At 69.5% G+C, this 21,556-nt stretch carries 12 protein-coding genes and 1 pseudogene; 5 read left to right on the plus strand and 8 right to left on the minus strand.

Translation table 11 applies throughout. From position 1 onward, the window contains the following. Positions 1–20: 20 nt before the first annotated feature. Together ACSURM_RS09835 and ACSURM_RS09840 are read right to left on the minus strand one after the other, a co-directional pair. Complete coding sequence (locus ACSURM_RS09835; RefSeq protein WP_436954636.1) at positions 21–3,560, minus strand: LamG-like jellyroll fold domain-containing protein; 3,540 nt, start codon at positions 3,558–3,560, stop codon at positions 21–23. 769 nt (positions 3,561–4,329) lie between these two features. Continuing rightward, positions 4,330–5,000 (minus strand): annotated as a pseudogene (locus ACSURM_RS09840) (class I SAM-dependent methyltransferase); the annotation flags it as partial. Between the two features lie 152 nt (positions 5,001–5,152). Between ACSURM_RS09840 and ACSURM_RS09845 the strand changes: the two are divergent. The 3 genes from ACSURM_RS09845 (at position 5,153) to ACSURM_RS09855 (ending at position 11,126) form a co-directional block, all read left to right on the plus strand. Further along, the gene (locus ACSURM_RS09845; protein WP_436954637.1) at positions 5,153–9,886 is read left to right on the plus strand and encodes a DUF6531 domain-containing protein; all 4,734 of its coding nucleotides are present in this window, start codon (positions 5,153–5,155) and stop codon (positions 9,884–9,886) included. A gap of 24 nt (positions 9,887–9,910) precedes the next feature. Continuing rightward, positions 9,911–10,459: an SMI1/KNR4 family protein gene (locus ACSURM_RS09850; RefSeq protein ID WP_189997219.1), complete on the plus strand. Its 549-nt coding sequence runs from the start codon at positions 9,911–9,913 to the stop codon at positions 10,457–10,459. 313 nt (positions 10,460–10,772) lie between these two features. Further along, positions 10,773–11,126 (plus strand): AAA family ATPase, encoded by a 354-nt coding sequence (locus tag ACSURM_RS09855; RefSeq protein WP_189997220.1) that lies wholly within the window; start codon positions 10,773–10,775, stop codon positions 11,124–11,126. Between the two features lie 315 nt (positions 11,127–11,441). Here the strand turns inward: ACSURM_RS09855 and ACSURM_RS09860 are convergent, their stop codons facing one another. Next, positions 11,442–12,782, minus strand: coding sequence for a class I SAM-dependent RNA methyltransferase (locus ACSURM_RS09860; protein ID WP_436954638.1), 1,341 nt, complete (start codon positions 12,780–12,782; stop codon positions 11,442–11,444). Positions 12,783–13,059: 277 nt separating this feature from the next. Continuing rightward, the gene (locus ACSURM_RS09865; protein WP_436954639.1) at positions 13,060–15,108 is read right to left on the minus strand and encodes an APC family permease; all 2,049 of its coding nucleotides are present in this window, start codon (positions 15,106–15,108) and stop codon (positions 13,060–13,062) included. 383 nt (positions 15,109–15,491) lie between these two features. Here ACSURM_RS09865 and ACSURM_RS09870 point away from each other — a divergent pair, with 383 nt between their 5' ends. Further along, positions 15,492–16,163: a potassium channel family protein gene (locus ACSURM_RS09870; protein WP_189997226.1), complete on the plus strand. Its 672-nt coding sequence runs from the start codon at positions 15,492–15,494 to the stop codon at positions 16,161–16,163. Beyond that, positions 16,163–16,831 carry a potassium channel family protein gene (locus ACSURM_RS09875; RefSeq protein ID WP_030609167.1) on the plus strand — a complete coding sequence of 223 codons (669 nt, stop codon included), beginning with the start codon at positions 16,163–16,165 and terminating at the stop codon, positions 16,829–16,831. Before ACSURM_RS09870 ends, ACSURM_RS09875 begins: the two co-directional genes overlap by 1 nt. A 61-nt stretch (positions 16,832–16,892) precedes the next feature. On the opposite strand, the gene ACSURM_RS09880 is transcribed toward ACSURM_RS09875, so the two are convergent. Genes ACSURM_RS09880 through ACSURM_RS09895 form a run of 4 tightly spaced genes read right to left on the minus strand, consistent with a single transcriptional unit; the run spans position 16,893 to position 21,381 of the window. Then, entirely contained in the window at positions 16,893–17,681 is a 789-nt protein-coding gene (locus tag ACSURM_RS09880) for a DUF3159 domain-containing protein (protein WP_436954640.1), read from the minus strand. Between the two features lie 3 nt (positions 17,682–17,684). Further along, entirely contained in the window at positions 17,685–18,083 is a 399-nt protein-coding gene (locus ACSURM_RS09885; protein ID WP_078844252.1) for an OB-fold nucleic acid binding domain-containing protein, read from the minus strand. Between the two features lie 59 nt (positions 18,084–18,142). Then, positions 18,143–18,829, minus strand: a complete 687-nt coding sequence (locus ACSURM_RS09890) for a response regulator (RefSeq protein WP_436954641.1) — start codon at positions 18,827–18,829, stop codon at positions 18,143–18,145. Then, complete coding sequence (locus ACSURM_RS09895) at positions 18,826–21,381, minus strand: ATP-binding protein (RefSeq protein WP_436954642.1); 2,556 nt, start codon at positions 21,379–21,381, stop codon at positions 18,826–18,828. Before ACSURM_RS09895 ends, ACSURM_RS09890 begins: the two co-directional genes overlap by 4 nt. Between the last annotated feature and the right edge of the window lie 175 nt (positions 21,382–21,556).

The following is a 21,556-nucleotide window of genomic DNA, read 5'->3' on the forward strand; positions in this document are numbered from 1 at the left end:
GAAAGTTCTGGCAGGCTGGATCAGCCGATGTCGACCGGCGGCTCGTCGACGATGGCGAGTTGCGCGATCTCCGCTTCGGAAAGCACTCCGGCGTACACGCGCATGTCGTCGAGCTGGCCGGGCAGGGCATCTCCCCAGGCCCCCGTGTCGTGGCGACGGGCGCCGCCGAGCGTGACCGGGCCGGTGGGCTGGAACGTGTCGCTGACGAGTACGCCGTCTTCAGCACCTTCTCGGCCACCGGTGACGTAGAGCTTGGCAGACTGGTCAGCCGAGTCGAACACGCCGGCCACGTGGATCCAGCCGCTGGGCGGGTTCACCTCGTCCGAGGCAACCGAGTAGCTCGGCCCGCCGATCTCGTCGGTGCCGGCCAGGCCGAAGTTCCAGTCGCCGACCGTCTGGCCCGCTTCTTGGCGATACCACAGACGGAAGGCGTTGCGGTTCGCTCCCGGGTGGGAGAAGACGGTCGGCGAGTGGGCGATCGCGGTGTCCTCGAGTTCGGACTGCTCGAGTTTCACCCATCCGACCACGGTGAAACTGCCGGAGTCGTCCAGCTTGACCGGGGCGGAGGCTTTGCCCAGGGCGTCGGCGTCGAGGTTCAGCACGTTGCCATGGGCGTAATCATCCGTAGTGGTGAACGACGCGCCGGGCTGCAGGGTCAAGGAGTTACCCCGTCCGCTGCTGTCGGCACCACTGGTGCCGCTGGCCTCGTCCAGGTTCCAGTGGGCCATCAGTTCGGCCTGCGGCTGGCCCGTTTCAGGGTTTTGCAGGTTTGCCAAGCCCCACAGCTCGTCCGGGTAGACGACGCGGTTGTAGACAGCGACCTGGTCCACTTCGCCGTCGAGCTGCGTCCCGGTGCCCCAGCGGCCGACCTCGAAAGGACCCGGTGCGGCCCACGGCGTGGAGAAGGCGACTTCCGCGTTCAGCTTGCCGTTGACGTACAGTCTGATCTTTTGGGCCTGCCGGTCGTAGACACCGAGGAGATGGGTCCAGGCACCCAGGACAGGCGGCTTGGCCGCGATGGCTCGGACGATGGTCGCACCGTTGGAGTCCGAGACGTCCTTGTCGTACCGGTTGAAGATCCACCGGTCGTACGCGGTCGAGTAATACAGCTGGAAGCCGCCGACGTTGGTACCGCGCTGCTGCAACACCGTCGACTGCGTCTTGGAGTTCAGCTTCACCCAGCTGGACACGGCGAAGCTTCCCGTTGTGTCCACGACGGGGCCGCTGGTGGCGGCGTAGCCGTTGCCCGCCGTGCTCCTGAAGCCCTGCCCCAGGCGGGTCTTGGGCACCCAGGACCCGCCGGACACGGTGAGCGGGTGACTGGCGCCCTGGGCGTTGGCAACGGTGGTGCCGGTACCTTCGTCGAACTTCCACACGCCGACCGGAGCGGATGGCTTGGCCACGTTGAAGAGGTAGTCCCGGGTCTCTCCGGGATTGCCGGTGGCGTCATACGTCTGCACGCGCAGCGTGTTCGTCAGACGCTTGTCCGGCGTGGCCGAAACCGTGTGGCTGGTGGTGTTGGCGGTGTAGGTCTTGTCGTCGATCTTGATGCCGTTCAGCCAGGTCACGTAGCGGCGTACGTCGCTGGATCCGGCGGAGATGATGAACTTGCCGGTCATGCCGACGCTGCCGGTCTCCGGGGAGCCCGAGCAGGTGGTGCCGGCGCACTCCGGGTACTGGTTCTTGTCCGAAGTGATGGTCGGCTTCGGCGGGCCGACGGAGTCGACCTTGAAGTAGCACGACGAGGACCACGGCCCGTACAGGTAACCGGTGGTGCCGCCGTAGGTGTACTTGAACTCCGTACGCGCCCGGAAGCGGTAGGTCGTGCTCTGCGCGAGGCCTGCGGTGACCGCCGTGCCGGCAGTACCACTGGCAGTCCAGGTGGAGGGCTTCAGCGAGGTCGGCGTGGTGCTGCTCCCCGCGTACAGCTCGAAGTTCGGGCGCAGGCTCGCCTGCGAGCCGTCCGACGAGGTCGGTGTGGCCGTCAGCCGCGGCGTGGTGTCACGGATCACCGCCGGACTGGTCGAGGCCGAACACGACACGTTCGGATCCGACATCTTCACCGACGACGGCGCGGCCGTCGGCGGCGAGACATAGGTGATCGACAAGACCGGCTTACGACCCGTCGTGGAGTCCGGGTCCTTGGGCGACATGAACTGCTTCCACGCGTTCGGGTCGCTTTCACTCGCCCGCAGACCCAGCGTGGTCGTGATCGACTTGCCCTTCGCGGTATAGGCGACCGCAGCGGTGGCATCGAACTCGACGGTGCCGTCCGGGCAGTTGGAGGAAAACCCCTTGGCGGCGGAAACCGTGTCGACTTTCGAGGACCACGACAGATTCGACGACCACTTCGTCGACGAAGAGATCGTGCCGGTCCGCCACAACTCCACGTCGGTCTTGGTGCAGTTGGCCGACCAGATCTCGTACGCGGAGAAGTCGGCGTGCAGAATCTTCTTGCCCGCCACCGACCGAGTGTCGAACTGGAACACGGAGCGGACCTTCTTGTTGTCCACATACGCGTCATAACCCACGCCCATGGCGTGGCTGGTGTTCCAGAACGTCGAGCCGCTCTCGTTGGACCACAGCGCCGTCCAACCCGTCAGCTTCCCCGCCACCGTAGGGGGATCGATCACCACCGGGTACGACGTCTTCGGGTCCGCCAGGAACTCCTGGTCGGGCACCACCGTCAACTCGTCCTGCCCGACCGCCATCTCGGCGACCGTCGTACGGGCCCGGGCCGGCGGAGTCACCGGGTCCACCGGGTCCGACGCGGCCACCGCCATCCGGCCGGCGGCCTGCGCCGGGCCGGCATCCCACATCAACGGCGCGCTGTTGATGAACGCCGGATGCCCGCCCTCGTCGACGTAGGAGACGACACCATCTTGGTCCCGGACCGTCAGACCGTCCGCCTTGACCGGATAGCTGATCGACTTCAGCTGAGCCGCGGCCTCCGGGGTATAAACCACCAGGCTCTGGGTGAATCCGTCGGGCAGGACCTGGACGACCAAGTCGACGTCCGGCCGCACCGACTTGTAGACGGCGCGCGAGCCTTCCAGGACAGGCTCCGGGAGCGCCCAGGGCGAGAAGACTTCGTAGGCGTGACCGCCGCGTTCGAAGCGCACCAACGGCGTCTTGCCGCCACCACCGGACAACGTCATGTCCAGAGCCGCTACCGGCACCAACGTCCCATCCGCAGCCTTCACCAGCGTGGTGTCGACAGACTTCCACGTGTCGCCCTTTCGGACCCGCTCCACCGACGGAGACGTCTCCGCGGTGAACGTGCCGTCCGGGTTCGCGAAAACCTGACCGGTCTCCGTGGTCAGCACTCCGACCTCGACGCGCTCCCCGGTCTGGGCCGCCCTCACCGACGCCTTCTGCTCGGGCGTGACCGTGGGCAGGGCGTCATCCTCCCAGAAGGCCTTACCTCTGGCAGCCTCGTCCGCCGGGGTTCCTGACACCTCCTCGGCCTGCCCCACCTCGGCAGCCGCTACGGACCCCACCGGCGTCAGCACACCCCCCAGCACCGCTGCCGCAGCAGCGGCCCCCACCACACCGGACATGGGGCGCCAACGACGCCCCAACCCCCCACGTTTCATCCCCGGAACCCTCGCTACCCGCAGAAATTGTGAATACAAGTAGCGGACTTTAAGGATCCGTTAAGGATTCTGTCCATGCTCATAATTCAGACAAGGGTGCACTTCAGATGATCAACAGGACATGATTCGAAAGATCAACGAACCGCCCGGACCGCCCAGGTGACCAGGAATGTCCCTCTTGCGCCTCGCCCAGCCCCGAAAGCACAGCGCGCGATCTGTCACCCAGCTCGCCGGACGCGGTGGCGCCCTCCGACCTCGGACAGGCCGAGACCGGCATCCTTCCTGGACGTGCTCGCCACACCAGGCGACTGGCCGGACTCCTCGGTGCGATCAAAGGCAGGGAACAGCTCAAGGAAGTCGCCGGACCGCCTGAACAGCGACACGATGCACCTGACACCCCATCAGGATGAGTGTCAAATGAGCGTCAAGATGCCTCGCAGAGCGTCATTCGAGCGTCAAGATATCGCCCGTAACGCATATAGCGCACATAGCGCACCCACCAAAACCGCAGGTCAGCGCCCCTTTTCGGCAGGCTCCAGAATCGCCACGCACTCCACATGATGCGTCATCGGAAACATGTCACGCAGTGCCGAGACGGAAGAAAGTGCAGCTCAGGCCAAGTTTTTCGGATCTGCCAACGGGCTTCCGGGAGCCTGGAGCGTCAAACGAGCGTCACGGCCGCTGAGCGGTGAGGCCGTACGGCGGACTCCGGTGGCCGTGCGGGTCACATTCGGTCCCACCGCTCCGGCAGCCGCATCCTGCAGCCGGGCCATGAGGTCCAGCTCGGCGGGCCAGACGTAGCGGATGGGAATGGCCAGGTATCTGCCGCGGCTGTCCCGGAGGGAGACGTGATGCGAGCTGACGGACTGGCTGCCCACGTCGTGCAGGTCAAGCCCGAGCCGCCTCTCGCCCACCCGGAACGGCACGGCGTTCTGCCCGGGCGGCAGCCGCCACAGGTCGAGGCACACCGACCGCGACGACGAAACAGCCGCCGGGCTACAGATGAACGGCTGCGTTGTGGAAGCAGTCCACCTGGGAATCTTGCGAGGTCAGGTTCGTGATCGTGTTGCGGACGAGGTAGGCGCCGAAAAGCTCCCCTCGACCTTGGCGGTCGCGAAGTCCCCGATCGTGACACCGATCCCGCCCCCACCGGGATTGGTCCGCAGGCGCTCGACCATCGCCCGCCACATGTCGATGCCGTGCACCTCGACACCACGCGCCGCGAGCGGCAGGGCGATCCGCGCCCGGTCCCGACCCCCAACTCCAGCGCCCGCCCGTCGTTCCCGGCCAGCTCCGCCAGCAGATCCACGGCATGCTCCACGCCCCCCGATCGAACATCTCGGCCGATGACTCGTCGTACGACGCGGCGACGGACTCTTCGAAGTAACCGTCTTCATCCAGCATGCGTGACGGTACGGCGGCGCCGGACCGGAGCCCGACACTTTCCGGCGCGGGCGGCACCGGGAACGGGCGAACTGATCGCGCGTCAAGTGGACTGGCTAACATCCATTCACACGCGCGACGCACACCTGATCGATTAACGGGGAGCATGGGGGATGGGCTACACGATCCCGGGTTGGCTGGACGAGATACTCGACGTCATCGGGATCAGCTTCCCGAACGTTGACGAGGACGACTACCGCGAGATGGCCACGTCCATGCGGGAGTTCGCCGACAACTTCGAGGGCAAGGGCAGCGACGCGCACCAGGCGGTGAGCCGGATCCTGTCGTCCTCGCAGGGCTGGGCCGTCGACGCGATGGAGAAGCACTGGTCGCACGTCAAGGCCGGGCATCTCGACAAGATTCCCGAGCTGGCGCGGCTGTTCGCGGACGCGTGCGATGTCGTCGCGGACATCATCTACGGGATGAAGATCAAGGCCGAAATCGAACTCGGGGCGATGGCCGCCTCGGTGGGCATCTCTCTCGGCCTCGCCGCCTTCACCGGCGGCCTGTCCGCGCTAATCGGTGCCGCCGAGATCACCGCCATGCGGCAGGCGGTCAAGCGGATCATCGACGAGGCCGCCGACCGGATTGTGGACGAACTGGTCGCCCGGGTGACCGAACCGGTCAACGCCAAGCTGGAGAAGATGGTCGAGGACGCGGTCCTGGACCTGGCCGAGGGCGCGTTCTCCCTGCCCCCCGAGCCCACGACCGGCGGTGGCGGCTCCGGCAAACACGGCCACGGCGGCGGCATGCAGCTCGCCTCGGCCGGCGCCGGGGCGATGATGCTCGCCTCCGCAGGGGGCGGGTCCGGTAGTGACCTGCACATCGACCACGTCGAGTTCGAGGACGGCGCCGACAAGGTCTCCCGGCGCGGCGGCGACCTGCACACGGCCGTCACCGACCCGTTGGAACGCGCCAAGGGCCACTTCGGCCGCACAAAGGGCAGGGATGCCTTCACCGCGCCCTTCGAGTCGGTCCTGGAGGGCGCCCTCAAGGGCTCGGAGAAGGCCGTCAAGAAGATCGTCAAGCACCTCTCCGAGACCGTCCCGGACCGCGTGAAGGCCACCTCCCGCCTGCACAAGGGCAACGACATCGACATCGGTCGGCGGGCCAACAGCGTCCACGTCAACTCCGGCAAGGCAGGCGACGGTTCAGGCCACCACGGCGCCCCCGCCTCCGGCCGCAAGCCGGACCCCGGCCTGAAGATCGACTCTGCTGACCTGTCCAGACAAGGCCGCGAGCTGAACACCAAACAGCTGTGCGGCGATCCGATCGACATGGCCAGCGGCCAGATGGTGCTTGCCCAGACGGATGTCGCGTTGCCGGGGGTCCTGCCCCTGATCCTGCGCCGTACCCACCTCTCCGGCTACGAAGAAGGCCGATTCTTCGGCCCGTCGTGGGCCTCCACCCTCGACGAACGGATCCAGCAGGATGACGCTCTGGGCGGATACTGGTGGCACCGGGAGGACGGGTCCGCGCTCGCCTATCCGCGTATGCCCGACCTGCCCGGCGACCGGGTGGGGCCCGCCGAGGGCGTCCGCCTCCCGCTGACCTATGTGAGCCGCGGCAGCGGTTACGTCCTGACGGTGGAGGACCCGTACTCAGGACTCACGCGCCAGTTCGAAGCCGGTACGGCGCAGGGCGGACCGTGGTGGCTGGTCGGCATCGAGGACCGCAACGGAAACCACATCTCCGTCGAGCGCGACGACGACGGTGTTCCGCTCACGGTCACCCACAGTGGCGGTTACCGCATACGCGTCGACCACGACGACCAGCAGCGCATCACCGTGCTGTGGGCCCTCACCGACGACGCCCCGGTACGCCTGCGCACCTTCGGCTACGACGCCACGACCGCGAACCTGAGCGAGGTTCACAACGCGGTCGACGCGCCTACGCGGTTCACCTACGACGGCGCCCACCGCGTGACGGGGTGGCGGGACTCCAACGACACCGAGTTCACCTACGTCTACGACGCCGAGGGACGGGTGATCGAGACCCGCGGGACCGACGGGATCCTCAACTCCCGCCTGATCTACGGCGAGCGCCAGGACGACGGCACCAGCACCACCACGTACACCGATTCACTCGGCAACACCACGATCTACCGCGCCAACCGGCATGGGCAGATCGTCGCGATCACCGACTCGCTCGGGCACACCACCGCCCAGACCTGGGACCGCCACGACCACCTGCTCTCCCGCACCGACCCACTGGGTCGTACCACCCGCTGGACGTGGGACGACGCGGGCGACCTGATCTCGGTCACGGCTCCCGACGGCACGAGCAGCCACGTCGCCTACAACGCGCTGCACTTGCCGGTCCGCGTCACCGATCCCCAGGGGGCGACCTACGTCCAGGACTTCGACGCACGGGGCAACTGCACCACCCTGACCGCACCGGACGGCTCGGTTCACCTGTTCACCCACCATTCCACGGGCGCCGTCGCCACGGTCAGCGGTCCCGCGGGCGACGCACTCCGCATCGACACCGACCCGGCGGGCCTGGCCACCGTCCTGGAAGACGCGCAGGGGAACAGCACCCGCTATCTGCGGGATGCCTTCGGACGCCCGACGCGCATCACCGACCCGCTCGGAGCGACCACCACGCTCGTGTGGGACGCCGAGGGCCGGCTGCGGGAACGGACCGCGGCCAACGGCGCCACCGAATCATGGTCGTACGACGGAGAGGGCAACTGCACCGGCCACACCGACGCTGTCGGGGGGCGTACGCGGCTGATCCACGGCCCCTTCGACCTGCTGGTCGCCCGTATCTCCCCGGACGGCGTGGAACACCAGTTCCGCTATGACACCGAACGCCGGCTGACCGAGGTGCTCAACCCCAAGGGACTCGTCTGGAGGTACGTCTACGACGCCGTCGGACAACTGGTGAAGGAAACCGACTTCGACGGGCACGAGACGAGATACCGCTACGACGCGGCAGGCGACCTGACCGCGCGGATCAATGCAGCGGGGCAGACCGTCGGTTACCACTACGACGTGGCCGGCCAACTCGTCGAGAAGGTAGTCGACGGCCGCAGGACCGTCTTCCGGAACGACGCGTGCGGGCGGCTGGTCTCGGCGGCCGGACCCGACGGGACACTGGCCTACGCGTACGACGCGGTGGGGCGTGTCATCGCGGAGACCATCGGCGGCCGGACGCTGACCACGGCCTGCGACGCCTCGGGGCGCCGGACACTCCGCAGGACACCCGGGGGCGTCGAGACTGCGTACTCCTACGACACGGCCGGCCGCTACGCCGAGCTGTCGCTCTCGGGCCGCACCCTCTCCTTCGAGCACGACGCGGCGGGGCGGGAGGTGCTGCGGCACCTCGGTGACCGATTCACCCTCGCCTTCACCTGGAATCCCGTCGGCAGCCTCAGCGGGCAGACACTCACCGTCCACGACACCGCGCAGCCGTCGATCCAGCGCGGCTACACCTACCGTCATGACGGGCTCCTGACCGGCATCACCGACCGGGACGCCGGCCGGCGCTCGTTCCTGCTGGACCGGGCGGGGCGGGTCAGCGCCGTCGAGGCCGGGCGCTGGAGCGAGAGTTACGCCTACGACGAGACGGGCAACCAGACGCGGGCGGCCTGGCCGGAGAAGCATCCCGGCAGCCAGGCGCGAGGAACGCGCAGCTACGCCGGAACGCGCCTGATCAGCGCCGGCAACGTGCGCTACGAGCACGATGCCGCCGGCCGGTGCGTGCTCCGGCAGGTCAAACGTCTCTCCCGCAAGCCCGACACCTGGCGTTACGCCTGGGACGCCGAGGACCGGCTCATCTCCGTCGTCACCCCGGACGACACCTGCTGGCGGTACCTGTACGACCCTCTCGGGCGGCGCATCGCGAAACAGCGTCTGTCCGCGGACGGCGCCATCGCCGAGGAAACCCGGTTCGTCTGGGACGGTTCCACACTGGTGGAGCAGACCACGCGGGTTCGCGGCGCGGCCGAACTGGTCACGCTCACCTGGGACCACGACGGCCAGGCACCTGTCGCGCAGACCGAGACCAAGTCCCTCGCGGACGCTCCGCAGGACGTCATCGACCAGCGCTTCTTCGCCATCGTCACCGACCAGATCGGCACTCCCACCGAACTCGTCGACGAGGAGGGCAGGATCGCGTGGCGGACCCGCACGACTCTCTGGGGTTCGACGACCTGGAACCAGGACGCTACCGCCTACACGCCGCTCAGGTTCCCCGGCCAGTACTACGACCCCGAGACGGGGCTGCACCACAACTACTTCCGTCACTACGATCCGGAGACCGCGCGCTATCTCACCTCAGACCCCCTCGGCCTGGACCCCGCGCCGAACCCCTTCGCCTACGTCGACAACCCGCACACGCTGTCCGATCCGCTGGGCCTGACTCCCTGTGACGAGAACGACGTCACGTGGGGCGGCCGGGTCCGCTACGGTGCGCCCGGTCCCGGAGGCCGCGCCACCACCATGCGCGCGACGATCGAGTCCGACATGACCGGCGGAAAGACCGATCCCCGGGTCAATGTGCCCGGTTACCAGAAGTACAAGAAGCTCAACAAGACCCACTTGCTCGGCGCGCAGATCGGCGGCTCCAACCGGGACCCCCGGAACTTTGTCACCATGCACCGGTTCGCCAATTCACCGGTCATGCGGAAGATCGAGGACCAGATCAGGGAAGCGGTCGACAAGCGCGGTGAAACCATCGAGTACACCGTCACGCCCATCTACCGCACGAACGACCCCACCGACGTCATTCCGCTGGGGCTGACCATCGAGGCCCGGGGCAACAAGGGATTCGCCTTCACTCCCTACGAAGGCGGCGACAGTACGAACATCGTCACTATCCTGAACGTCCCCAAACGCATATGACGCCCCCAAGGAGACACGCACCTCATGCATCCCGATGTGACCAGGCTCATCGAGATCGTTCCGCCGGGCACTCCCCGGCGGACCCGTGACTGGAACGCTGTCGAACGTGCGCTCGACACGCCGTTGCCGGACGACTACAAGGAACTGGTCGAGGTCTACGGCGGCGGCGTCTTCGACGAGACGGTATGGCTGTTCGACCCGCAGTGCCCTGACGAGGACTACAACCTCGTGGCCCAGTTCGCGGAGCGGGAGAAGGTGCTCGCCCAGCTGTGGCAGACCGAGCCGAAGCCGGCGGAACTCGGCAGGCCGGGTACGCGGGTCCTGCCCTGGGCCTACATCGAGGACAGCGGAGCGATGCTCTACTGGCTCGCCGGACCGGGGCAGAGTCCGAACGAGTGGACCGTGATGTTCAACGAGGGGCGCGGTCCCGAGTGGGAGCACCACGCCACTCAGTGCGCTTCCTTTCTCTTGGCCGTCCTGACGGGAGAGTCCGGGAGCTCGTATTTCCCCGACCTGCCCGCCGGTAGCCATCAGTTCGACTCCAACGACGAGATCCTCGGCGAGGAGGACTGAGGGACCCCGGCGGGCAGGTCCCGGCGGCCGGGGTCCGGTGGCGCCCGGCTCAAGGGAGGGTCCCGGTCTCCACGCCCGCGATCCGCCCGGCCGCGTCGAAGATGACCCCGAACCACCCTGCCGCCAGGCAGTTCGGCGACGCTCCGGTCACCCTAGTACTGGTGCGGGACGCTGTGGTGGCCGAGGAACCCGCTGACGACGTGCTGGGCCGAATGCCCGATCTCCAGGTGCCGCGCGCCGGCCTGGACGCGGTCAGGCCATCGCCGACCGGCTCCTCGAACGTGTCCGGTGGCTCGACACGCAGGGAGTGCCTTTGGTCGCGGGTACCGACGCGGGCATCCCCGACCCGGTCATCGACGCCGTCAACGCCGTGGAGACGGCCCGTCAGCAATGGCGAGCGCTGGCCGGCCGCCACCGGGTGCCCGTAGCGGTCATCGAGGTGGTGTGCTCCGACACACAGGTCCACCGCCGCCGACTGGAGCACCGGTCTCGGAGCAGCACGGGTTTCGAGGAACCGACCTGGAAAGCGGTGCAGCCGCGGAGGACCGGGTACGAACCCTGGACCGATCGCCGGCTGGTGGTCGATTCCGTCGCTGACCTCGCATCGAATGTGGCGAAGGCCCGGGACTACCTGGCGATTTGCAACCGTCCAGCAGCCCGCAGCTGAGGCGCCGGAGGCGAGCCGCCCGGACCGGTCGGCCGGGCGACGAGCGACGAGCGACGAGCGACGGATACGGCTTTCCGTGTGATCACAAGCTGACTCAGTCCTCTCTCGGCGCTCGCTGGCATCCTCGCCGTGCAGGGCCTTCGCCTTGAGCTCGACAGCTGGCCGACATTGGCGAAGCACCTCTCACCCGCGCCTCGCTACGCGAAACCGCAGGTGACACACGTGGCGCGCACCTACGCAACGCTCAACGCCGTGTGCTTGGGGAAACCGGTCGAGCACCACAGGCCGCACCTGAAGGACCCAGAAAGCCGCTGGTCAGATCCCCTTTGTAGCAGGCTCCAGAATCGCCACGCACTCCACATGATGCGTCATAGGAAACAGATCGAACGCCCGCAGCGTCCGTACCCGGTAGCCGCCCTCGCGGAAGTACCCCAGGTCCCGGGCCAGCGCAGCGGGATCGCAGGCGACGTAGGCGATGCGGCGGGCGCCGAGGGTGGAGAGGTGGGCGACCGTCTTGCGGCCGGCTCCCGCCCTCGGGGGGTCGAGGACGATGAGGTCGACCTCGGTGATGCCGGTGCGCGGCAGGACCGACTCGACCTTGCCCTGCTCGACGCGGACCCGCGGGAAGTCGGCCAGGTTGTGCCGCGCGTCCTCCACCGCCCGCTTGCCCGACTCGATGCCGAGGACCGCGCCCTGCTCGCCGAGGCGGTCGGCGAGGGCGCCGGCGAAGAGGCCGACACCGCAGTAGAGGTCCAGGGCCATCTCACCCTTGCGCGGCAGCAAACCCTGCATCACCGCAGTCACCAGCGTGTCCGCCGCCTTCGGGTGGACCTGCCAGAAACCGCCGCCGCCCACCCGGTACGTACGGCCGTCCGCCCGTTCGCGGACGAAGGGGCGGCCGTGGACGCGGTGCACACCACCGGACTTCTCGTCCACCCGCAGCACCGACACCGGCCGGTCCAGCTCGACCAGCGGCAGGCGGGCGCCGGGGCGCGGGGTGAGGACCACCTGGCGGTCCTGGGAGCCGGTCGCCGCGATCGCCTCGACCGACTCCATGCCGGTCCAGTCCCGCTTCTCGATACCCAGCTCGCTCACGCCCGCCGCCGCGATCATGCAGTGGTCGATCGGCTCGACCTCGTGCGAGCGGTGGCGGCGCAGGCCGGCCTTGCCCGTCGAGGCGTCCACCGCGTACTGCACCCGCGTGCGCCACTGCGGCACCTGGCCGGCGGGCAGCTTGTCGCCCTCAGCCGGGACCACCGTGCCGTCCCAGCCCGCCTCCTCCGGGGTGAGGCCGGCCAGCCGCTGGAGCTGTTCGGCGATCACGTCGGCCTTGAGGCGGCGCTGGGCGCCCGGCTTGGCGTGCTGCCAGTCGCAGCCGCCGCAGCGGCCGGGGCCGGCGAAGGGGCAGGGGGCCTCGATGCGGTCCTTGGACGGCTCCAGGATCCGTACGGCGTCCGCGCGCAGGAAACGCGCGCCCTCCTCGCCCTCGGTCACCCGGGCCACCACCCGCTCTCCGGGCAGCGCGTGCCGGACGAACAGCACCTGGCCCTCGGACGTGCGGGCGATGCAGTGGCCGCCGTGGGCGACGGGGCCGACCTCGACCTCGTACTCCTCACCCACCAGAGACACCGGAGACTTGGTCGGTTCTGCCTGCATGGTGGGACGACTCCAGATCGAAGAGAGAGAAGAGAAGGAAGTACGAAGGAGAAGGGAGAGGGGGGCGGGGGCGGTCGGCCGACGGTCGACAGCCCACCAGTCTACGGCCTTCCCGTACCCGCCTGTTCCCACCGGATGCAACGCCGGTCCGCTGCCGCTCGGTCCCCACCGGACGTCCCGCCGGCCCGCTCCCCCTCGATCCCGCCGGACATCCGGTGACCCCCGGCCCGCTCCCCCTCGATCCCGCCGGACATCCGGTGACCCCCGGCTCCGTCCCTCACTCCTTCCCCGACGGCTCCTTGGTCCGTTCCACGGCCGGGCCACGGCGGACCGCGCCGGGGGCGTTCCACTCCTGGCGCTTGCGGGCGCGGGCGCGGGCGGCCTCGGAGGAGGCGAGCTGGTAGGGGACGGAGGTGACCATCACGCCGGGGGTGAAGAGCAGGCGGCCCTTCAGGCGCAGGGCGCTCTGGTTGTGCAGCAGGTGCTCGTACCAGTGGCCGACCACGTACTCGGGGATGATCACGGAGATCGCGTCGCGCGGAGATTCCTTGCGCAGGCTCTTGACGTACTCGATCACGGGGCGGGTGATCTCCCGGTACGGCGAGTCCAGCACCTTCAGCGGTACGTCGATCCCGCGCCGCTCCCACTCCTCGCGCAGCGCCTTGGTCTCGGCCGGGTCGACGTTGACGGTCAGCGCCTCCAGGGTGTCCGAGCGCATCAGCTTGGCGTAGGCGAGGGCGCGCAGCGTGGGCCGGTGGATCTTGGAAATGAGGACGACGGAGTGCACCCGGGAGGGGCGGACCATGTCGTCGCTCGGGCCCTCGGGCGCGGCGATCTCGTCGGCGACCCGGTCGTAGTGCTTCCGGATCGCGGTCATCGTCGCGTAGAAGATGCACATGCCGAGCAGGGCCACCCAGGCGCCGTGCGTGAACTTGGTGACCAGCACGACCACCAGCACCAGGCCGGTGAAGAAGGCGCCGAACGTGTTGATCGCGCGGGAGCGGATCATGTGGCTGCGCTTGGCCGGGTCCTTCTCGGTGGCGAGGTGGCGGTTCCAGTGCCGGACCATGCCGGTCTGGCTGAGCGTGAAGGACACGAACACGCCGACGATGTACAGCTGGATCAGGCGGGTGGAGTCGGCGCCGTAGATGAACACCAGCAGCACGGCCGCGCCGGCGAGCAGCACGATGCCGTTGGAGAAGGCGAGCCGGTCGCCGCGGGTGTGCAGCTGGCGCGGCAGGTAGCGGTCCTGGGCGAGGATCGAGCCGAGCAGCGGGAAGCCGTTGTACGCCGTGTTGGCGGCCAGGAACAGCACCAGCGCGGTGGCGGCGGCGAGCAGGACGAACAGGAAGCTGCCCTTGCCGAAGACCGCCTCGGCGACCTGCGAGATCACCGGGTTCTGGACGTAGTCGGGGCCGACCGGGACGCCGTGGTGCAGCAGGTCGGTGGCCGGGGTCTCGGCCATGCGGACCTTCGTCGTCATCGCGAGGGCGATGATGCCGCAGAACATGGTGACGGCGAGCAGGCCCATCATCGCGAGCGTGGTCGCCGCGTTCTTCGACTTGGGCTTGCGGAAGGCCGGGACGCCGTTGGAGATCGCCTCGACGCCGGTGAGGGCCGCGCAGCCGGAGGAGAAGGCGCGCAGCAGCAGGAAGATCAGCGCGAAGCCGGCGAGGCCCTGGTGCTCGGCCTTGATGTGGTAGTCGGCCGTGGGGGCGCGCATGGTGTCGCCGAGGACGAGGCCCCGGAAGGCACCCCAGAGGATCATGATGAAGACGCCGCCGACGAACACGTACGTCGGGATCGCGAAGAGTTTGCCGGACTCCTTCACGCCGCGCAGGTTCATCAGCGTCAGCAGCACGATCACGGCGACCGCGCAGAGCACCTTGTGCTCGACGACGAAGGGGACCGCGGAGCCGAGGTTCTCGATGCCGGAGGAGATGGAGACGGCGACGGTCAGGACGTAGTCCACCAGCAGGGCGCTGGCCACGGTGAGCCCGGCCTGGGGGCCGAGGTTGGTGGTGGCGACCTCGTAGTCGCCGCCGCCGCTCGGGTAGGCGTGCACGTTCTGCCGGTAGGAGGCGACCACGGTGAACATCAGCACGACGACCGCGACGGCGATCCAGGGGCTGAAGTGGTACGCCGACACGCCCGCGATGGACAGGACCAGCAGGACCTCCCCCGGCGCGTAGGCGACGGAGGACAGCGGGTCGGAGGCGAAGACGGGGAGTGCGATGCGCTTCGGCAGGAGGGTTTCCCCCAGCCGGTCACTGCGCAGTGCGCGCCCGATCAGGATCCGTTTGGGCACGTCGGTCAGTTTGGACACGAGAGAGGATCGTAAGCCTTCGAACTGGCACCCGCCCACCCGGCGTGCTGTATCTGCCTCACGAGTGAAATCGGGGGCACGCGGAACTTCGGAATCCGTGGTGGCGGGTGCCCGCCGTGCCCGGGTGGCAAACGCCGCCTGTCGTCGCCCGCCGGAGCGCGCCCGCGCGTGCCCCGGGTGCCGATCCGGACACCGCCGCTCCCGTCCGGCCTCGGAATCCAGACCTCGCGGGCGTGCTCAGGATCACTCGCCGTGTCGCTCGCGTCCGGCTCGCTCCGTGCCGGGCAGGGGGTACGGAGCGCGTGGCGCCCGTGTGTAGCTTTGGGCCTCTGTCTGAGACCCTGATGCTTGAGCAGTAACTTTTGGACACCGGAAGGACGGTCGTGCACATCGTCATCATGGGCTGCGGAAGAGTGGGTTCCGCTCTTGCCCAGACCCTGGAGCAACAGGGCCACACGGTCGCCGTGATCGACCAGGACCCCACCGCCTTCCGCCGGCTGGGCCCGGGCTTCGGGGGCCGCCGGGTCACCGGCGTCGGCTTCGACCAGGACACCCTGCGCGAGGCGGGCATCGAGGAGGCCGGCGCCTTCGCCGCGGTCTCCAGCGGTGACAACTCCAACATCATCTCCGCGCGCGTGGCCCGCGAGATGTTCGGCGTGGAGAACGTGGCGGCCCGCATCTACGACCCCCGGCGCGCCGAGGTCTACCAGCGGCTGGGCATCCCCACCGTGGCCACGGTCCGCTGGACCGCCGACCAGATGCTGCGCCGGCTGCTGCCCTCGGGCGCCGAGCCGCTGTGGCGCGACCCCACCGGCGGGGTGCAGCTCGCCGAGGTGCACGCCTCCCCGAAGTGGGTCGGCCACAAGATCAGCAAGCTCCAGGAGGAGACGGGCGTCCGGGTGGCGTTCCTGACCCGGCTGGGCGAGGCGGTCCTGCCCACCTCCCAGACGGTGCTGCAGGAGGGCGACCTCGTGCACGTGATGATGCGGACGGACGACGTGGACAAGGTCGAGGCGGCGTTCGCCGGGGGCCCGGAAGAGGAGGGCGGTCACTGATGAGGGTCGCCATTGCCGGGGCCGGCGCGGTCGGCCGCTCGATCGCGGGCGAGCTGCTGGAGAACGGCCACGAGGTCCTGCTGATCGACAAGGCGCCGACCGCCATCTCGGTCGAGCGCGTCCCGCAGGCGGAGTGGCTCCTGGCCGACGCCTGTGAGATCACCTCCCTGGACGAGGCGGCGCTCCAGCGCTGCAACGTCGTGATCGCCGCGACCGGCGACGACAAGGTGAACCTGGTCGTCTCGCTGCTGGCGAAGACCGAGTACGGCGTCCCGCGCGTCGTCGCCCGGGTGAACAACCCCAAGAACGAGTGGCTGTTCAACGAGGCATGGGGCGTGGACGTCGCCGTCTCCACCCCGCGGCTGATGTCCGCCCTGGTCGAGGAGGCGGTGAGCGTCGGCGACCTGGTCCGGCTGCTGCGCTTCAGCCACGGCGACGCCAACCTGGTGGAGCTGACCCTGCCCGAGGAGTCGGCCCTGGCCGGCACCCAGGTGGGGGACGTGGAGTGGCCGCAGGACACCTCCCTGGTCACGATCATCCGCGGTACCCGGGTGCTGACCCCTTCCAAGGAGGACTCCCTGGAGCCGGGTGACGAGCTGCTGTTCGTGGCCGCCCAGGCCCGGGAGGAGCAGCTGGAGGAACTGCTGTCGGTGCGGCGCGAGAGCTGAGCCCGGCACGCGGAAGGGCGCCCTTGGTGACAAGGGCGCCCTTCGTCGTCGTACGGGCCGCTCACGCCTCCCGGCGGTGCCGCCCCGCGTTCGGCTCACCGGTCTCGACGGTCTCGACGGCGAGGGCCGCCGCCGCGCGCTCCTTCTCGGCCTGTTCCGCCTTCTCCTGCGCCTCCATCTCCGCGAACACGTCGATGGGCGCGGGTGCCTTGGCCAGGAAGACCCAGGTCAGCCAGACCGCGAGCAGGAACGGCGGGATCTTCAGGGCGACCAGGACCCAGCCGAGCTGGGTGGTGTCGGCCCACCAGTACAGCGGGAAGAGGATCGCGCACTTGGCGAGCAGGATCAGACCCCAGGCCCAGCTGGCCTTGGTGTACGCCTTCTTGCGGCCCGGGTTGCGGGTGCGCCAGGAGAGGTTCTCCTTGAAGACCGGGCCCAGGATGAGGCCGATCAGCGGGACCCCGGCGAGGGCGGTGACGATGTACGCCACGGCCAGGCCGAGCGTGTAGAGCATGCCGGGGAGGTAGAAGTCCTTGGCGTTGCCGGTGAACATCGCGAAGACGACGCCGAAGGCCACGCCGAAGACACCGCTGAAGGCGTGCTTGACGGTGTCCCGCATGGCCAGCCGGACGACGACCAGCACCAGGGAGACCGCCAGCGCGGCGATCGCGGACAGGTGCAGGTCCTTGTTGATCGTGAAGATCGCGACGAAGAGCAGGCCCGGCACGACCGTCTCGACCATGCCGCGGACCCCGCCGAAGGCCTCGAAGAGCGCCGCCTCGGTCACCGCGCGGGCGTCTTGGGGCTGAGTCTGGTCGGTGTCTTCGGTCGGCTTGTCGAGGGACGTCACCGGCTACTCCCGTCCGAGGGGTCGCAGTTCGTATTTCGGGTTGAACAGCACCCGGCGGCCCCGGCTCATCGAGATCCGGCCCGATGCGATCAGCTTGCGCCCCGGTTCTATCCCGACGATGGAGCGCCTGCCCAGCCACACGACGTCCAAGGCGGCGGAGCCGTCGAAGAGCTCGGCCTCCAGGGCCGGGACTCCGGCGCGCGGGCGCAGGGTGACCGTGCGCAAGGTACCAGTTACGGTGACGATCTGCCGGTCGTGGCAGTCGCCTATCTTGATGCAGCCTGCCGTCTCGGCGTCTTCGCGCAGCTCCTCGGACTCCAGGTCCTCCTGCGACGAGGAGAGCCGGTCGAGCATGCGCCGGAACCGGCCGGCCGGCTTTTCGGAACGAGGGACAGCAGTCATATGTGAAGCGTACCGGGGCCGCCGACAGGGCCGACAGGGCGCTGAGAGCGCCCGCCGGCTCACTTCTCGAACCGGTAGCCCATCCCCGGCTCCGTGATGAAGTGCCTCGGGTGCGACGGGTCGGCCTCCAGCTTGCGCCGCAGTTGGGCCATGTACACCCGCAGATAGTTGGTCTCGGTGCCGTACGACGGCCCCCACACCTCCTGAAGCAGCTGTTTCTGGCCGACGAGGCGGCCGGTGTTGCGCACCAGCACCTCCAGCAGGTGCCACTCGGTCGGGGTGAGCCGGACGTCCTTGCCGTCGCGGTGGACCTTCTTCGCGGCGAGGTCGACGGTGAAGCCCTCGGTCTCCACGGTCGTCAGGTCGTCCTCGCCGGGCCCGGCCGGCTCGGCCCGGCGCACCGCGGCCCGCAGCCGGGCCAGCAGCTCGTCCATGCCGAACGGCTTGGTCACGTAGTCGTCGGCGCCCGCGTCCAGCGCCTCCACCTTCTCGTCGGAGGAGTGCCGGGCGGACAGCACCAGGATCGGCACCCGGGTCCAGCCGCGCAGGCCCCGGATCACCTCCACGCCGTCCATGTCGGGCAGGCCCAGGTCGAGGACGACCACGTCGGGGTGGCGGGAGGCGGCGAGTTCGAGGGCGGTCCTGCCGTCGGGGGCCGCGTCCACGTCGTACGCGCGTGCCTTGAGGTTGATCACGAGGGCGCGCACGATCTGCGGCTCGTCGTCGACCACGAGCACCCGGGTCATATGGTGTGCCTTTCCGGTTCGGTACGAAACTCCGCAGCGGGGAGCGGCTCGGGGCGCGGTCCCGCCGCGCACAGGCTCAGCACCATGGTGAGCCCGCCGCCCGGCGTGTCCTCCGCGGCGAGGGTGCCGCCCATGGCCTCGGCGAAGCCCCGGGCGACCGCGAGGCCGAGCCCGACGCCGGCGCCGCGCGGAGCGTCACCGTAGCGCTGGAAGGGCTCGAAGATCCGCTCCTTGGCCTCGTCCGGCACGCCCGGACCGCGGTCCACCACGCGCACCTCGACCCGGTCGGCGATGGCGCTCGCGGCCACCAGGACGCGCCGTCCGGGTGGACTGTACTTGACGGCGTTCTCCACCAGGTTGGCCACCGACCGCTCCAGCAGCCCGGGGTCCACGGCGACCATCGGCAGCGTCTCGGGCACGTCCAGGTCGACGCTGTCCTCGGGCACGCCGCCCAGGGCCATGGGGACGACCTCGTCCACGTCGATCTCGCGGATCAGCGGCGTCACCGTGCCGGTCTGGAGGCGGGACATGTCGAGGAGGTTGCCCACGAGGTGGTCGAGCCGGTCGGCGCCCTCCTCGATGCCCTTCAGCAGCTCGGCCCGGTCCTCCTCGGACCAGGCCACGTCGTCGGAGCGCAGGGAGGTCACGGCGGCCTTGATGCCGGCGAGCGGGGTGCGCAGATCGTGGCTGACGGCGGCCAGCAGGGCGGTGCGGATGCGGTTGCCCTCGGCGAGCGCGCGGGCCTGGTCGGCCTCCTCCTGGAGGCGCCGGCGGTCCAGGACCACGGCGGCCTGGGCGGCGAAGGCGGCCAGCACCCGGCGGTCCGCGGCGGGCAGCACCCGGCCGGTGAGCGCGAGCGCCATGTGGTCGCCGACGGGCATGTCCACGTCGGCGTCCTCGGGGCGTTCCAGCGGCGGCCCGAAGCCGGCCCGGCCCGCACAGGTCCAGGGCGCCACGTCGCTCTCCCGTTCCAGCAGCGCGGCGGACTCCATGGCGAAGGTCTCGCGGACCCGTTCCAGCAGCTCCTCCAGGCTGGTCTCGCCGCGCAGCACGTTGCCGGCGAGGAAGGAGAGGATCTCCGACTCGGCGCGCAGCCGGGCCGCCTGGTCGGTGCGCCGGGCGGCGAGGTCCACCACCGAGGCGACCGACATGCCGACCCCGAAGAAGATCGCGATGGCGACGATGTTCTTGGGGTCGGCGACGGTCAGCCGGTGCAGCGGCGGGGTGTAGAAGTAGTTCAGCAGCAGCGAGCCGAAGGCCGCCGAGGCCAGCGCGGGCAGCAGGCCGCCGAGCAGGGCCGCGGCGACGGTGACGGCCAGGAACAGCAGCATGTCGTTGGCGAGGCCGAGGCCGACGGTGTTCAGGCCGAGCGCGAGCACGACGGGGCCGGCCAGTCCGACCGCCCAGCCCCACAGGATCCGGGCCCGTCCGAGCCGGCCGCCGCGGGCCACGGGCAGTCCCCGGCCCTTGGCGACCTCCTCGTGGGTGACGATGTGCACGTCCAGGTCGGGGCCGGAGTCGCGGGCGACCGTGGCGCCGACGCCGGGCCCGAAGACGTACTGCCATGCCTTGCGGCGCGAGGAGCCCAGCACGATCTGGGTGGCGTTCACCCCGCGCGCGAAGTCGAGCAGCGCGGCCGGGATGTCGTCGCCGACCACGTGGTGGAACGTTCCGCCGAGGTCCTCCACGAGCGTCCGCTGGACGGCCAGCTCCTTCGGGGAGGCCGAGGTCAGCCCGTCGCTGCGGGCGATGTAGACGGCCATGACCTCGCCGCCGGCGCCCTTCTCGGCGAGCCGGGCGGCCCGGCGGATGAGGGTGCGTCCCTCGGGGCCGCCGGTCAGGCCCACCACGATCCGCTCCCGGGAGCCCCATATCGCCGAGACCCGGTGCTCGCTGCGGTACTCGTTCAGGTACTCGTCGACCCGGTCGGCCACCCACAGCAGCGCCAGCTCGCGCAGGGCGGTCAGGTTGCCGGGCCGGAAGTAGTTGGACAGGGCCGCGTCGACCTTGTCCGGCGCGTATATGTTGCCGTGCGCCATGCGGCGGCGCAGGGCCTGCGGGGACATGTCGACCAGCTCGATCTGGTCGGCCCGGCGTACCACCTCGTCGGGGACGGTCTCACGCTGGCGCACCCCGGTGATCGACTCCACGATGTCGCCGAGTGATTCCAGGTGCTGGATGTTGACGGTGGAGACGACGTCGATCCCGGCGGCCAGCAGCTCCTCCACGTCCTGCCAGCGCTTGGCGTTGCGGGAGCCCGGGACGTTGGTGTGGGCCAGCTCGTCCACGAGGGCGACGGCGGGGGCCCGGCGCAGCACCGCGTCCACGTCCATCTCCTCGAAGACGGCGCCCCGGTACTCCAGCCCCCTGCGCGGCACCTGCTCCAGGCCGTGCAGCAGCACCTCGGTGCGCGGCCTGCCGTGGTGCTCCACGAACGCGACCACGCAGTCCGTGCCCCGCTCGGTACGGCGGTGTCCCTCGGCCAGCATGGCGTAGGTCTTGCCCACGCCCGGTGCCGCACCGAGGTAGATCCGAAGCGTGCCGCGTCCCATGCCCACATTGTCTTTCCGTGCCCGAAGTCTGCGCAGCGTCGACCTTACGGCCGCCCGCCCCGCCGCTCAGGACCAGAAGAACGAACAGCGGGCAACTTTGACGCAACCCTGACGAGAAGGCGCCCCCGAAGGGGCGCGGGGAACTGCGCGAGCACCCACGACGGCGCCGCACCCG

The sequence above is a fragment of the Streptomyces sp. SudanB182_2057 genome (assembly GCF_964272715.1).
In the GTDB taxonomy this organism is placed as follows: Bacteria; Actinomycetota; Actinomycetes; order Streptomycetales; family Streptomycetaceae; genus Streptomyces; species Streptomyces rubradiris.

Bases quoted from the DNA above. Each gene is read 5' to 3' on its own strand.
- ACSURM_RS09835 (WP_436954636.1), bottom strand. From the start codon at position 3,560: ATGTCCGGTGTGGTGGGGGCCGCTGCTGCGGCAGCGGTGCTGGGGGGT.
- ACSURM_RS09845 (WP_436954637.1), top strand. From the start codon at position 5,153: ATGGGCTACACGATCCCGGGTTGGCTGGACGAGATACTCGACGTCATC.
- ACSURM_RS09850 (WP_189997219.1), top strand. From the start codon at position 9,911: ATGCATCCCGATGTGACCAGGCTCATCGAGATCGTTCCGCCGGGCACT.
- ACSURM_RS09860 (WP_436954638.1), bottom strand. From the start codon at position 12,782: ATGCAGGCAGAACCGACCAAGTCTCCGGTGTCTCTGGTGGGTGAGGAG.
- ACSURM_RS09875 (WP_030609167.1), top strand. From the start codon at position 16,163: ATGAGGGTCGCCATTGCCGGGGCCGGCGCGGTCGGCCGCTCGATCGCG.
- ACSURM_RS09885 (WP_078844252.1), bottom strand. From the start codon at position 18,083: ATGACTGCTGTCCCTCGTTCCGAAAAGCCGGCCGGCCGGTTCCGGCGC.
- ACSURM_RS09890 (WP_436954641.1), bottom strand. From the start codon at position 18,829: ATGACCCGGGTGCTCGTGGTCGACGACGAGCCGCAGATCGTGCGCGCC.
- ACSURM_RS09895 (WP_436954642.1), bottom strand. From the start codon at position 21,381: ATGGGACGCGGCACGCTTCGGATCTACCTCGGTGCGGCACCGGGCGTG.